Below are 13,793 nucleotides of genomic sequence, written 5' to 3' on the forward strand. Positions count from 1 at the left end.
GGCATGGCTGATTCAGAAGGGAACCACGACGCGCAAGGGGCTCCCGACCCGGCGGGTAGCTTCGTCAACCGCCTGCGCAAGGGCACGAAGCGCTTCCGCAAGTGGGCGAAGACGCAGGGCCTGACGGCCTTCCGCGTCTACGACAGGGACATTCCCGAGTACCCCTACGCCGTGGACGTCTATGGCGACTGCGCCCACGTGGTGGAGTACCCGCGCCGCCGCGCCCTCAAGTCCGGCACCGCCGAGACGCAGCGCGAGGAGGTGCTGGCCGCCGTCTCGGAAGTCCTGGCCGTGCCGCCCGAGCGCCTCTTCGTGAAGACGCACACGCCCCAGCCGTGGGGCCGCTCGCAGTACGGCCGGGTAGGCCAGGACAGCGGGCGCGTGGTGGTGGAGGAGCAGGGCCTGAAGTTCTGGGTGAACCTGGGCGACTACCTCGACACCGGCCTCTTCATGGACCACCGCAACACCCGCGCGCGCGTGCGCGGCGAGGCGAAGGGGAAGCACTTCCTCAACCTCTTCGCCTACACGGGGGCCTTCACCGTCTACGCCGCCGCGGGAGGCGCCGCGAGCACCACGACGGTGGACCTGTCCAACACCTACCTCGACTGGGCCGAGGACAACCTGGAGCTGAACGGGCTGGCGGACGCGCGGCACGTGCTCATCCGCGCGGACGCCAAGGCGTGGGTGGAGGCGCAGGCAGAGGAAGGCGAAGCGCGGTACGACCTGGTGGTGTGCGACCCGCCGTCCTTCTCCACGTCGAAGAAGATGTCGGGCAGCTGGAACGTGCAGCGCGACCACCCGCGCCTGCTGGCCGCCATCCGGGCGCTGCTCACGCCCGGCGGCGTCCTCTACTTCTCCACCAACTTCCTGGGCTTCGAGCTCGACCCCGCCGCGACGCGGGGGATGGAGGTGGAGGAGCTCACCCCCGACTCCATCCCCGAGGACTTCCAGCGCAAGGAGATCCACCGCTGCTGGCGCATGGTGGCGCCCTGACGCGGGCGTCGTCTGGCCGCGCTACAGCCAGCAGACGTTGTCGAGGCAGCGCTCGCCGGCGGGGCACTCGCAGTTGGCCACGCACGCCCTGCCGCTGCCCTGGTTGACGGGCTTGCAGAGGCCCTGCGCGCAGACCTGGCCGGCGGGGCACTCGCAGTTGGCGCGGCACACCGGGGACGTGCTGCCCGCGTCCGGCCCCGGCGGAGGCGTGGGCGTCCGGCAGGCGCCGTTGCTGCAGACCTGGCCGGAGGGGCAGTCGCAGTTGGCGGTGCACGCCGGGCCCGAGCCCGCGTCCGGCGGCGGGGGCGGCGGCGTGGGGGCCTTGCAGTAGCCGTTGTTGCAGACCTGGCCGGAGGGGCAGTCACAGTTGGCCACGCACGACTGGCCCGGGTCCGGCTGCGTCGACTTGCACTGGCCGTTGTAGCAGACCTGCCCGGAGGGGCAGTCGCAGTTGGCGCGGCACTCGCCGCCGTTGGGAATCGGCAGGCAGTAGCCAATCTGGCAGGTGTACTCGGCCGGGCACTGGGTGGTGGACTCGCAGGCGGCGCGGCACTGGCCGTCCACGCAGTCCTTCCCGTTCTGGCACTGCGAGGCGGAGGTGCAGGCGTTCGGGTCCGGCGGGCGCTGGCGGCACACGCCCTGGACGCACGCCTCCGTGCTGGAGCACTGCGTGTCCCTGGAGCAGCCCTGGAGGCACTCGTTGTTGATGCAGTAGTTGCCGGAGCCGCAGTCCGCGTTCACCCGGCACACGCCCGGGCCGCCATCCGGCCGAGGCCCTGCATCCGGGCCGCCATCCGGGCGAGGCCCACCATCGGGCCGGGGCCCGCCATCCGGCCGGGGCCCGCCGTCCGGCCGCGTCCCGCCATCCGAGCCACCAGTCGGCACGCAGAAGTTGTCGTCGCACCGCGCGCCGGAGGCGCAGTCCGCGTCACGGGTGCAGGGGGTGATGCACCGGGTGTTGACGCAGACGTCGTCCTGCTCGCAGTCGTACGAGGTGGAACAGTGCCGGGCGCTCGGGTCGACGTCGCGACACATGCCGGCGCGGCAGGTCTGGTCGTCGTCACAGTCCGAGTCGGTGGAGCAGTAGCAGTCGGCGAAATCGTCGTCGAACCAGTCGTCGTTGTTGTCGTGGACGATGCAGCCCGGGAGAAGGGTGCCAAGCAACACGAATAGCGGCAGCAGCATGCCGCTTGCGGGGGTGTTCCTCATGAGTGGGGACTCCGAGAAAACTGGGGGACCGGTCCGGCCACCGGGTGGGTTGTCCGGTTTCAGCCGCGTTGGACGCCGGGGCGCTGCCGCCTGATCAAAAAATATATTTTGATCGGACCTCGTCGCTGCGGCGACCCAGGGGCACGGAGGTAGTGTGCTGGCCTGGACCTTTCACATGGACGGCGGGACGCTCTTGCAGGGGGCGGACTCGTTACGTGTCCCCGAGAGAGAGCCCCCGGTGTTCTTCCGTGGTGCGCGTTCATTGATGGAGGTCAGCGCGCACGGAGAGCGGCTGGGCCGGGGTGTGCCCGCGCCGCCCGCCTCGGACGAGCCGCAGCTCCACCTGCTGGTGCGCCGGGTCCAGGAGGGGGACCTCACCGCCTTCGAGCAGCTCTACCAGCTGACGCGGCTGGATGCCGCTCGCACCTTGCGGCACCTGGTGGGCAACCGCGTGGAGGTGGAGGACCTGCTCCAGGAGACCTACCTGAGGCTGCTGACGGCGGTGAAGGGGTACCGCGGCGAGTCGAAGTTCCGGACGTTCTTCTACCGGGTGTGCTCCAACGTGGCCCTGTCCCACCTGCGCTGGAAGCGGCGGCGGCCGGAGGACTCCTTCGCGGAGCCGCCGGAGATGGTGGCGCACGGAGAGGACCCGGAGCATGCCGCGGCGCGGCGCCAGGCAGCCCGGCTGGTGGAGCTGGCGCTGGAGAAGCTCAAGCCGAAGAAGCGCATCGTCTTCGTGTACTACGAGCTGTGTGGGATGAGCCCTGACGAGATTGCCGAGGCCGTGGGAAGCTCGGCCAACACCGTCCGCAGCCGCCTCCACCACGCGCGGCTGGAGTTCAACGAGGCCATGCAGCGTCTGCTCGCAACCCGCCGCCCGGGAGGTCCCCATGGCTCGCCATGAGGCCCAGGCCCTGTGGGCGCTGGCCGCGGAGGAGCTGGAGGCGGCGGACCGGGCGCGGGTGGAAGCGCACGTGGCCGGCTGCCCGGCCTGCGCGCGGGAGCTGGAGCAGGTGAAGCAGTCGCGCGCGGTGCTGCATGCGACGCGCGACGTGACGCCCGAGGTGCGCTGGGACGCGGTGGGCGCGGGGCTCCGGGCCGCCGCGGCGCAGCGGCTGGCGGCGCCGCCCCGGGCCCGAATCCCGTGGGTGATGGCGTTCGCGGGGGCCTGCGCGGCGATGCTCGGCCTGTGGATGCTGCGGCCGGTGCAGGTGGTGCCGACCGCGCCGACGGAGGTCGTGGCGACGCGGGTGGAGCCGGAGGGGGCGACGCCGGTGAGCGGGGCTCCCGAGGCGATGGTGACCGCGCGGGCGGAGAGCACGTCGGGCGCCATGCTGCGAGAGGCGGGCGGCGAGGAGCGGGCACTGCAGCCGGGCGTGCAGCTGCGCTCGGGAGTGGCGGTCCGGACGCCGAAGCGCTCCACGGCGCTCTTGCGGCTGCCGGACGCGAGCCGGGTGCGGCTGTCGGCGGGCTCGGAGGTGGAGCTCTCCCGCGCGGAGACGCGGGACGTGCACCTCAAGGTGAAGGAGGGCCGGCTGTCGGTCCAGGCCTCGCACGCGGAGCGGCGCGGGTTCCTGGTGGAGGCGGCGGGCCTGCGCGTGTCCGTGGTGGGCACCGTGTTCACGGTGGAGCGCACGCCGCACGGCGCGGCGGTGGCCGTGGCGGAAGGGCGCGTGCGCGTGGAGGTGGACGGCCAGCCCGCGCGGCTGGTGAGCGCGGGGGAGCGCGTGGAGCTGCACTCGGAGGAGCGGACGCTGAAGCAGCAGCCGGTGTCGGAGCCGGACCAGCGGGCCTTCGAGGAGCTGAACGCGCCAGTCCCACTGGAGACGGTGCCCATTGCCGCCATGGAGCCTGAGTCCCGGACGGGTGCGGTGCCGGCGGTGGCGCGTGCGCCCCAGGCGCCCTCCGCGGTGAAGCCGGCGGTGGCGACGCAGGCGGTCGCGAAGGACGGCCGCTCGCAGGTGGCGTCCGCGTCGCTGCGCACCGGAGGCAGGGAGCCGCCGCGAGTCGCGGAGCCTGCCCCCGAGGTGGCGGAAGCTCCGGCTCCCGTGCAGGCGTCGGTGGCCGTGGCCGCCGCGCAGTCCGCGCCGGCGACGGTGTCCCTGGAGGACCCGTCCCAGGAGTTCGCGCCCTACCCGGCCGCGTCGGTGACGGAGCACCTGCCGCCGAAGACGGCCCAGGCGCCCCTTCCTCCGCCCGCGGAGGTGGTGGCGGAGCGGCCGCAGCCGAAGAAGCAGAAGGAGGCGCTGATTCCGATGGCGCTGATGTCGAAGGACTCGGACGAGCGGTTCCTCGGGTACGCGCGGCTGCAGCTCAGCCCCCGGACGTGCGAGAGCTTCCTGGTGGGACTGGAGGAAATTGCCCGGAAGAGCCCGCGTGAGACGCATCGCGAGCAGGCGCGCTACCTGCGCGCCCGCTGCTTCGAGGAGAAGCTCCAGCCCGGCGCGGCGCAGGGGGAGTACCGACAGTACCTCAACGAGTTCCCCCGGGGCCGCTACGTGCGCGAGGCCAACACCGCGTTGCTGCCCTGAGTCGTGAAGGAGTGCCGCCACCGCCAGACGCGGCGGTGGCACGCCCCGGGCCTCGCCACCCGCGCGGAATGAACGTTCCTTCCAGGCCGCGCAGCACGAAGCCCCGCCACTTCGAAGCGTGGCGGTGGCATGCCCCGGCCTCGGGCTGCGCCACCCGCGGAATGAACGTTCCTTCCGGGTTTCGCGGCACGGAGCCCGCCACCGCGAAGCGTGGCGGTGGCACTCCCCCGCCCCCGGGCCTCGTCACCCTCGCGGAATGAACGTTCCTTCCGGGCGTCGCGGCCAGGAGGGGCGAGCCGCCTTCCGGCCTGCGTCCTGAATCAGCCGTCCGAGCCCGTGCGCGGCAGCTTCGCGGGCGGCTCCGTGGCATTGCCCCGCGCCACCAGCTCACGCACCACGGACTCCAGCGCGCGGATGCGCCGACCCGCGCGCCCGGGGGCCCACGCGGGCACCTCCGGTCCGCGCAGCAGCTCCATGGCCTGCTCCACCCCACCCGCCTTGCCCTTGAGAGCGCGCGCCGTGGCCATCCGCACGTTGCGCGCCGGCCGCTTCGAGACACCTCCCGCCCACAGCAGGTCCAGCGCGAAGGTCGTCCACACCGCCAGCTCGTCCCCCGGCCGGAGGAACGCCTCGAACCGTGCCAGTGCCTGGGCCCGGGGCTCGCCCGCGAGCAGCGTCTCCTCGGACAGCTCCACGTGCAGCGGGGTGCTGCGGGCCAGCGGCTGCTCCGGGGCGATGATGGCCTCGAAGCGCTCCCCCGTGGCCACGCGGCACGCCACCGCGTGCACCAGCTCCGTGGGGATTGCCTCCGTCCCCTCCGGGTGCGCGTTGGCCTCGCCATAGAAGACGACGAGGTTCTCGAAGCTGTCGGCCAGCGAGCGCAGCTCCAGCGGCGGACGCCACGGGCCGAAGTAGATGCGGCGGCGGTTGGGCGAGGTCCGCTGCGACTGCCGCTCCAGCTGCGTGTCCACCATGTACTCGAAGGCGCGCAGCATGGTGTCGAAGCGCTGCGGGTCGCCCTCGAGGATGCCCAGCATCTCCACCACTGCCTCGATGGTGGAGACGCAGTGGTCCGCGGGCTCGGAGCGGATGCGGTAGTTGCTCGGCCGGCGCGGCACGAAGCCGATGCGCGGCAGCCCGGCGAGCAGCGGGTTGCGCGAGACGACCTTCTTCGCCTGCGGCCAGGTGCCGTCCACGACGATGAGCGTCTCCGGCGGATTCAGACATGCCTCCTCCACGGAGATGGCGTCCTCACCGGGGAAGAGCACCGCCACTGACTCGGGCCGGGCGGCCAGCGCCTCCAGCCGGGCGTGGCCGGTGAAGTCCACGCCCTCGTACAGCTCGGAGTTGCTCAGCGCCAGGTGCGCCATGCGCGCGGTGCCGATGGCGACGCGCCGCTCACGCGGGTGCTGGAGGAAGACGACGCGGGTCTTGGTCTCCAGCCGGGGCGGCAGTTGGGCGCAGTAGCACGCACTCTCGGGACGGCGGCAGCGAAGGCACAGGTTACGCACAGTCCGCCTTTACGGCAGGGTTACAGCAGGGGCAAGCACTGCCGTCGGGAAGCCCCCGGGGCGACCGGGAGGCCGAGGGGCCGGGTGCCAGCAGGGCGCATGGCCCACTGACACCCGGCCTTATCCAGCCCGCCCGGCTCAGGGCGCCGGGGTCAGCGCGTAGCCGATGTCCACGTCGAGGATGGTCGGAGCGCAGAACTCGCTCGGGCTGCGCAGGTCCGCCCGCCAGCAGAGCTGGGAGCCCTGGTGCGAGGTGAGGTCCACCACCGCCTCGTTCTGGCCCGCCGTGAGCGGAACCTGGACCCAGGTCGGCGTGGGATTCACGGTGCAGACGTCCTGGAGGCACACCCGGCAGTCCGAGGCGACGAAGTAGGTGATGAGCGGCGACGCCGGGGTGCCGCAGGCCGACGGGACGTACTCCATCGCGAAATCCAGCGCGCGGAAGCGCACGCGGGACACGTGGCAGAGGTCCGCGACGTAGGGCGACTCCGCATTGAGGGACGAGGAGCGCACCGTGCCTCCGGAGGCCGTGGCCTGGAGGCGGAAGACGACGTCGTTGAAGTCCCGGTCACCACCGCCACTGACGTCCTCGAAGCCGAGAATCCACTGGCCGTGAGCCGTGCTCGGAGCGCCCAGCATCAGGTGCGGGGTGCCACCGCTGACGGGCACCGGAGCCGCCGTCGCCTCCTTCGGCAGTACGAGCTGCCCGTGGTCCGGCGAACCGAGCTGGCCCAGGGTCATCGGCTCCAGCCAGCCACACCTCCGCTGCGTGCTCCCGTTCAGGGTGCAGCTATAGGCCCCAGGCGCCGCCGGATTGCACCCCGGGTTGAACCCGCAGCCCATGTTGCGCTGGGGCACCTGCGTACCGATGACGTCCGGGTCCAGGTTCCACCGCGACTTCGAGAAGAACACCGAGGTGGACGTCTTCAGGTGCAGGGTGCATCGCCCATCCGCCGCCTTGCGGAGGCACGGGTACACCTCGCCGTACTCCGGGTCGTGCGGAATCGAGTTCTGAACGACGAGGAAGAAGACAATCTCCCGGTAGGCTTCGACCCACCCGAGGTCCACCGTGCGGTCCAGGTCGCTGATGCCCGGGTCCGGGTTGGTGGCCCGCAGCAGACCCGTGCCGTCGTAGGCGGACACGTCGTAGTCGGGGATGCCGTCCCACAGGTAGCTCGCGTCCGTCACGGGAGCCAGCCGGTTGAAGACGGTCATGTCGTCGTCATCGTCCGCCAGCAGGAAGCTCAGCCGCCCCACTCCCTTGAAGCCGTTGGCGGCGGCGGCGGGCTCCAGCAGGTTGGGGATGCGCGGGTAGAGCCCACCATCCGAGAAGCCAGTCCCGGGAGTGGTCGTCGAGAAGGCGCCCACCACGTCCACCGTGTGGAAGAGGTGGCTCCTCCCTGGCCGGGCATCCGCCAGGGACTGCGCCGGAGCGAAGGCGTTGTTGCAGATGCTGTTCAGGGCCAGCTCGGGCTGGCTGTACTGGAAGCCCCCGGAGACGAACGTCCGCTGCGAGCAGCGGCGGGCATTGCCGATGTACGGGCGAGCCTGGGGGCCGGAGGGCGGCGCCAGGTTGTAGAGGTCCTCGTGCAGGTCCGCGATGCCGTTGGCATTGGCATCCCGCAGGACGTCATCCGAGGAGTCCCACGGCGTATACCGCGTGTCGATGTACCCGAGCGAGACGAGGTCGTCGTAGTAGAGCCAGCCGAGCGAGTGGCTCGCCTCCGACTGCTCGCTCACGAACGACACGGAGAGCTGCCGCGCGGTCGGGAACATGATGCGCTCCATGCTCAGCGGGGTCAGGTTGTGGTTGAGGCGCAGCTTCGGCGGAGAGTCCGCGGTGAGCATCACGTTGTCGTCGAGACTGAGCTCCATCGGGTGGAAGTCGCGCTGGCGGTCCTCTCCCAGGTCCCGCTGCACGTCGATGGCGAACGACGCCGTGGCGGAGAGCCCGAGCGCGTTGGTGGCCGTGACGCTCACCGGGGCGCTGCCCGAGGCGAGACACAGCGGCGGACTCCACGAGACCTCACTCGTGTCCGCACCCTGCGTCGGGGTCCCCAGCCAGCCGGCGCTGGCGGACCAGGTGAAGGTGAGCGGACTGCCCTGCGGGTCGCTCGCGACAGCGCCGAACAGGGCGGAGCCCTCCGGGCGCACCTGCGAGGCGGACTGCGAGACGCTGACGAGCTCCGGCGGGAGCTGGGCCTCGCTCCGGGAAGCGGGGATGGACAGACATACGACGGTGGACAGCAACGACGGCAATCGATTCATACGTGGCAGCAATGCAATCTCCTCCCGGGGGACTCACGGGGCAGGGCGCGCATCCTGACCTCGCCCCCTGACGCCGCCAGCGTCGCCCCGCGAGTCACATTCCACTCGACGCCTGGGTCGAAGATGTCCCCACCCGCCCGGCAGCCGGAGTACAGAAGCGTCGTGAACCTGCTGCTGCTCCTCGACGAGGACTTCCTCCCTGACGGCACCGCCCGCCTCACCGGACGGCGGGCCCAGCACGCGCGCGAGGTGCTGCGCGCGGAGCCTGGCGAGTCCCTCCGCGTGGGCCGCCTCGGAGGCCTCACCGGCACCGGCGAGGTGCTGGAGAACACCCCCGGCGTGCTGCACCTGCGCGTCTGCCTCACCGAGCCCCCGCCCCCGCGCGCGGGCGTGGACCTGCTGCTCGCCATTCCCCGCCCCAAGGCGCTCAAGAAGGTGCTGCCCGCGGTGGCCTCGCTCGGCGTGGACCGCGTGGTGCTCGTCAATGCGGCGCGGGTGGAGAAGAGCTACTTCGACTCCAAGGTGCTGGACCCCGCCTTCATCCACGAGCTGCTCCTCCAGGGCCTGGAGCAGGCCCGGGACACCCACCTCCCCGAGGTCCTCGTGCGCGAGCGCTTCCGCCCCTTCGTGGAGGACGAGCTCGACAGCGTCTTTGGCGTCCGGAGCGTCCGCCTGCTCCCCCACCCGCCCGCGAGGCAGCCCCTGCGCGCGGCCGGGGCGGACACGGCCGAGCGGGTGGTGCTGGCCATTGGCCCGGACGGAGGCTGGGTGCCCTTCGAGGCGGAGCTCCTGGAGGCCCATGGCTTCCGCCCCTTCTCCCTGGGCCCCCGAATCCTGCGCGTGGAGACGGCCGTGCCCGTCCTCCTGGGGCAGGTGGCCCTTCTCCGGGAGGACACTGCGCCAGGGCAGGAGCCAACTCGGACTTGAAGGGCCGCGGGCCGCTGTTCAAGAGTCGTACGCCATGGCCACGTCCATCCCTTCCGCCTCCTCCTCCCCCGCCGCCGACGGCACCGCGCAGCCCGCCGTGGGTGAGCAGCAGCCCCTCGTCACCTCCGAGCCGCAGGCCGCGCCCGCGAAGCCCGCCAGCCACGACACGGTGCCCCCGCCGGCGCTGCTCGACTTCATGGTGAAGCGCTGGAAGCCCGGCGCGAAGAAGCTGCCGCCGAAGCTCAAGGGGGCCGACGCCTTCCGCGCCCGCCGCAAGGCGCTCTCCAAGCTGTTCCCCGGGGAGACGCTCGTCATCCCCACCGGCCACGAGAAGGTGCGCGCCAACGACACCCACTACCGCTTCCGGCCGGGCAGCGACTTCTACTACCTCACCGGCAACACCGAGCCGGACTGCGTCCTCATCCTCCTGCCCAAAGAAGGTGGCGGCCACACCGACGTCCTCTTCGTGGAGCCCAACCCGGGCCGCAGCGACGCGACGTTCTTCACGGACCGCGTGAAGGGCGAGCTGTGGGTGGGCCCCCGGCTGGGCGTGAAGGAGAGCCAGGCCCGCTTCGGCGTGGACGAGGCGCGCGGGCTCGACACGCTGAAGGACGTCCTCGCCGGGCTGGGCGGCGCGGCGAGCCAGGCCACGCGCGTGCTGCGCGGGTACTCGCCCCAGGTGGACACCGCGGTGCCCGAGGGCGGCGCGCGCGACAAGGCCCTGGCCCAGGCGCTGTCGGAGCTGCGGCTGCTCAAGGACGAGCAGGAGCTGCGCGAGCTGCAGGCCTCCATCGACTCCACCCAGCGCGGCTTCGAGGACGTCATCCGCGGCCTGAAGACGGCGAAGACGGAGCGCTACGTGGAGGGCATCTTCAACCTCCGGGCCCGCGTGGAGGGCAACGACGTGGGCTACGGCACCATCGCCGCCAGCGGCTCCCACGCCTGCGTGCTGCACTGGACGCGCAACGACGGCCCGCTGGTGCCGGGAGATTTGCTCCTGCTGGACGCGGGCGTGGAGGGCCACACGCTCTACACCGCGGACATCACCCGCACGCTGCCGCTGTCCGGGAAGTTCTCCAAGGAGCAGCGCGAGGTGTACGAGCTGGTGCTGGCGGCGCAGGACGCTGCCATCGCCGCGGTGAAGCCGGGCAACGACTTCATGGAGCCCAACCGCGCGGCCATGCGCGTGCTGGCCGAGGGCCTGGAGTCGCTGGGCATCCTCGAGGACGCGAAGGAGGCGCTCAAGGACGAGCACCAGTTCTACAAGCGCTACTCGCTCCACAACGTCAGCCACATGCTGGGCCTGGACGTGCACGACTGCGCCCAGGCGCGGCAGGAGGCGTACAAGTACGGCAAGCTCCAGGCCGGCATGGTGCTGACGGTGGAGCCCGGCCTGTACTTCCAGACGGACGACCTCACCGTGCCGCGGCGCTACCGCGGCATCGGCGTGCGCATCGAGGACGACGTCGTCGTCACCGCGCGCGGCTGCAAGGTCCTCTCCTCGAAGATTCCGCGCACCGCGAAGGACGTGGAGGCGTGGATGAAGTCCGTGTGGAAGGCCGCGAAGAAGTAGCCGCTACGGCGCCGCGGCTTCCGGCGCGGCGGGCTCCGTGCCCGTCCCGCCGGCCGCGGGTGCGGCCACCGCCGGCTTCGTCCCCGGCTTGAGCGTCTTCTGCCAGTCCTCCAGGGACAGCGGCGCCACTTCCTTCAGCGTGGAGACCTCCACGTCGAACTGGCGCGGCTCGGTGCGCTCGTCCAGGCCGGCGGAGAAGTTGATGCGGTGGATTTCGTGCCCGTCCTCCGTCTCCAGCACCACGCGCCAGTCGCCGGGCTTCACGTTGGACGTGTACGCGAAGGAGCGGTACCCGCCGTCCGTCCCGTTGCTGTTGACGGTCATCAGGAAGCCGTTGCCGTTCGTCGTCCAGCCCTTCTCCGGGTGGTCGTAGTACCAGCGGACGCGGACCTTGTAGGGCGCGAAGCCCTTGGGCGCGAAGACACGGTAGAAGTAGTAGGGCTTGTCGCCGGGCTTCATCACGAAGTCCGGGCCGAACCACGTCCACGGCTTGTACCAGACGCTCAGGTCCACGGTGGACAGGTGGTACACGCCCGGGCTGACCCGCTTCACGTCGTGGTAGATGTCCGCGAACTGCACGGCCACCGGCAGCGGCGGAATCACGCCCACCAGGTAGCAGACGAGCAGCGCGGCCTGCACGCCAAAGCCCGGAATGGCCACGTTGCGGATGAGGAACTCCACGTCCGGGCGCCAGCGCTCAATCAGGCGCATCAGCCCGAAGACGCTCGCGCTGCCCAGGGCCAGCGCCAGCAGGAACACCCAGAGGCCCATGCGGCCGAACACCACCGGCAGCAGGCAGGCGAAGTAGAGCGTCACGCACAGGCTGAGCAGCACCACGCGGATGATGGGGCCCACCTTGCGGAACTGGGGCAATTCGTTGGCCACCAGCAGCGCGAACAGGCCCACGACGAAGAGGTAGGGCGTGAAGCCGGACGTGCTCTTGAAGAGCAGCAGCATGAAGACGCTGAGCAGGCTGCCGAAGAAGAAGTGCACGGCGTCTTCGCGCCAGCGCCACACCTTCACCAGGAACTTCGGCGGCTCGGAGCCTTCAGGGAAGCGCTGCTCCAGGAGCAGCAGCGTGGACAGGATGACGAGGTACGCGAAGCTCTGCACGAGCGTCAGCGTGTCGTCGATGCGGCTGAGCGAGACGATGTCGTAGAGGAAGCCGCCGAAGAAGAAGGCGGCCATCTCCCACTTCTCATGGCGGGTGCGGAACTCCTGCACCTTCTCCATGAGGGTGGGCGTCTTGACGGTGGACACCAGGTCGTCCGGGTCCACCGCCACGCCGGGCGCGTTGGCCGGGAGCACGGTGTCCGTCAGGGCGACGGCGGCGTTGGTTCCAGCGACGGGGACGTTCGCCTGGGCGGCCGGGACTCCCGGCACGTCGGCGGACTCGTCCTGCTTCTCAGGGGAGTTGGGCTGTGTTGCGGTGACCACGGGATTCCTCGGGGCAGCGGCGACGCCAGTCTAGCCGCTGTCGGGGGAGGCGGTCTCCCCCGCCTCTTCCCCCTGTCGGGAGAGGTAGCCTCTCCCGCTCCCCCAAGCCCGCGGGACGACTCAGGCCGGGGACTTGCCGGCGACCAGGTCCGCCAGCTCGCCGCGCTCGGCCAGCTCCATCAGGATGTCGGAGCCGCCGACGAACTGCCCGTTGATGAAGATCTGCGGAATGGTGGGCCAGTTGGTGAGGTCCTTGATGCCCTGGCGCACCTCCGGGTCGGCCAGGACGTCCACGGTGTGGACCTCGCCGTACGGCTGGAGGATCTGCAGCGCCCGCGCGGAGAAGCCGCACTGCGGGAACAGGGCGTTGCCCTTCATGAACAGGACGATCTTGTGCGACTTCGTCTCCTGCTCCAACCGCGTCTTGAGCTCGGGGGTCATTCGTCCGTCTCCTTCTAGCGAGGCCCGAGCTTCTTCCACTGCTCGGGCGAATAGGTCTTGAGCGCGAGCGCATGCAGCTCGCCCGACTTCAGCCACTGCTGGAGGGGCGCGTACACCAGTTGATGCTGCTGCACCATGGGCTTGCCCGCGAAGTCGGGGCTCACCACCCGGGCCTCGAAGTGGTCCCCCGTCCCGGTGGTATCTCTAACCTCCACCTCGGAGCCCGGCAGGGCATCCAGGATGCGGCCACGGACGAACTCGGCGTCGAGCATCAGTTCATTCCCCTTCCCATCACCAGCATGGCCGGGTCCACGCCCATGCCACGCAACGTGGTCTCCCACAATTTACCGGGCTCCAGCTCCAGCACCGCGTCGGCGGTGGCCTCGGCGAAGAGCCAGGAACCGGCCGCAATCTCGCTCTCCAGTTGCTTGGGGCCCCAGCCGGCGTAGCCCAGGCAGAAGCGCAGGCGCGGCGACGGGTTCTCCAGCAGGGGCCCCAGCGCGTCCAGCGTCACGCTCAGGTACAGGCCGGGCATCACCGGGTGCTTCTCCGTCAGCTCCGCGAAGTCATGGAGGACGAAGCCCCGCTGCGGCTCCACCGGGCCGCCCACGAAGACGGGCTGGCTGGCGCGCACGGAGGAGATGCCCAGGTTCTGCCCGCTCGCCAGCTCGCCGAGCGTCAGGGGCGCACCCCGGTTGATGACGAGCCCCATGGAGCCCGTCTCCCCGTGCTCGATCATGAGGATGACCGAGCGGTAGAAGTTCGGGTCCCCGAGCTGGGGCATGGCCAGCAGAAGTCCGGGAGCGAGGTTCTTCACAGGAGAAGCATCAACCGTTCGCGGGGGCGGCGCAACCGGAACCCGACCCGTGGGTTCCGGGGCCGTCCACCTCGCGAAACGGGGTC

At 71.0% G+C, this 13,793-nt stretch carries 12 protein-coding genes; 5 read left to right on the forward strand and 7 right to left on the reverse strand.

Translation table 11 applies throughout. From position 1 onward, the window contains the following. Nucleotides 1–3: 3 nt before the first annotated feature. Complete coding sequence (locus LXT23_RS13900) at nucleotides 4–993, forward strand: class I SAM-dependent methyltransferase (protein WP_253980655.1); 990 nt, start codon at nucleotides 4–6, stop codon at nucleotides 991–993. A gap of 21 nt (nucleotides 994–1,014) precedes the next feature. Here the strand turns inward: LXT23_RS13900 and LXT23_RS13905 are convergent, their stop codons facing one another. Next, the gene (locus LXT23_RS13905) at nucleotides 1,015–2,202 is read right to left on the reverse strand and encodes an EB domain-containing protein (RefSeq protein ID WP_253980656.1); all 1,188 of its coding nucleotides are present in this window, start codon (nucleotides 2,200–2,202) and stop codon (nucleotides 1,015–1,017) included. Nucleotides 2,203–2,440: 238 nt separating this feature from the next. Here LXT23_RS13905 and LXT23_RS13910 point away from each other — a divergent pair, with 238 nt between their 5' ends. Further along, a complete protein-coding gene (locus LXT23_RS13910; RefSeq protein WP_253980657.1) occupies nucleotides 2,441–3,106 on the forward strand; it encodes an RNA polymerase sigma factor in 666 nt (221 codons plus the stop codon). Continuing rightward, nucleotides 3,093–4,733, forward strand: a complete 1,641-nt coding sequence (locus LXT23_RS50100) for a FecR domain-containing protein (RefSeq protein WP_267146692.1) — start codon at nucleotides 3,093–3,095, stop codon at nucleotides 4,731–4,733. The genes LXT23_RS13910 and LXT23_RS50100 overlap by 14 nt, the downstream gene beginning before the upstream one ends. A 320-nt stretch (nucleotides 4,734–5,053) precedes the next feature. Here the strand turns inward: LXT23_RS50100 and LXT23_RS13920 are convergent, their stop codons facing one another. Together LXT23_RS13920 and LXT23_RS13925 are read right to left on the reverse strand one after the other, a co-directional pair. Beyond that, nucleotides 5,054–6,244 carry a tRNA-uridine aminocarboxypropyltransferase gene (locus LXT23_RS13920; RefSeq protein ID WP_253980658.1) on the reverse strand — a complete coding sequence of 397 codons (1,191 nt, stop codon included), beginning with the start codon at nucleotides 6,242–6,244 and terminating at the stop codon, nucleotides 5,054–5,056. Nucleotides 6,245–6,382: 138 nt separating this feature from the next. After that, nucleotides 6,383–8,512, reverse strand: a complete 2,130-nt coding sequence (locus tag LXT23_RS13925) for a DUF4114 domain-containing protein (protein ID WP_253980659.1) — start codon at nucleotides 8,510–8,512, stop codon at nucleotides 6,383–6,385. A gap of 162 nt (nucleotides 8,513–8,674) precedes the next feature. On the opposite strand from LXT23_RS13925, the gene LXT23_RS13930 reads away from it, so the two are divergent. Beyond that, complete coding sequence (locus LXT23_RS13930; protein WP_253980660.1) at nucleotides 8,675–9,439, forward strand: 16S rRNA (uracil(1498)-N(3))-methyltransferase; 765 nt, start codon at nucleotides 8,675–8,677, stop codon at nucleotides 9,437–9,439. Nucleotides 9,440–9,473: 34 nt separating this feature from the next. Beyond that, a complete protein-coding gene (locus LXT23_RS13935; RefSeq protein ID WP_253980661.1) occupies nucleotides 9,474–11,012 on the forward strand; it encodes an aminopeptidase P family protein in 1,539 nt (512 codons plus the stop codon). 3 nt (nucleotides 11,013–11,015) lie between these two features. Here LXT23_RS13935 and LXT23_RS13940 read toward each other — a convergent pair whose 3' ends face one another. From LXT23_RS13940 to LXT23_RS13955, 4 genes are all read right to left on the reverse strand, one after another. Then, nucleotides 11,016–12,449: a DUF2914 domain-containing protein gene (locus LXT23_RS13940; protein WP_253980662.1), complete on the reverse strand. Its 1,434-nt coding sequence runs from the start codon at nucleotides 12,447–12,449 to the stop codon at nucleotides 11,016–11,018. Between the two features lie 120 nt (nucleotides 12,450–12,569). Continuing rightward, on the reverse strand, nucleotides 12,570–12,890 hold the full coding sequence (grxD, locus tag LXT23_RS13945) for a Grx4 family monothiol glutaredoxin (RefSeq protein WP_253980663.1): 321 nt from the start codon (nucleotides 12,888–12,890) through the stop codon (nucleotides 12,570–12,572). 14 nt (nucleotides 12,891–12,904) lie between these two features. Next, complete coding sequence (locus tag LXT23_RS13950) at nucleotides 12,905–13,162, reverse strand: BolA family protein (protein WP_253980664.1); 258 nt, start codon at nucleotides 13,160–13,162, stop codon at nucleotides 12,905–12,907. Continuing rightward, a complete protein-coding gene (locus tag LXT23_RS13955) occupies nucleotides 13,162–13,707 on the reverse strand; it encodes a YqgE/AlgH family protein (RefSeq protein WP_253980665.1) in 546 nt (181 codons plus the stop codon). Before LXT23_RS13955 ends, LXT23_RS13950 begins: the two co-directional genes overlap by 1 nt. Nucleotides 13,708–13,793 lie beyond the last annotated feature (86 nt).

This window comes from Pyxidicoccus xibeiensis (assembly GCF_024198175.1).
GTDB classification, from domain to species: Bacteria; Myxococcota; Myxococcia; order Myxococcales; family Myxococcaceae; genus Myxococcus; species Myxococcus xibeiensis.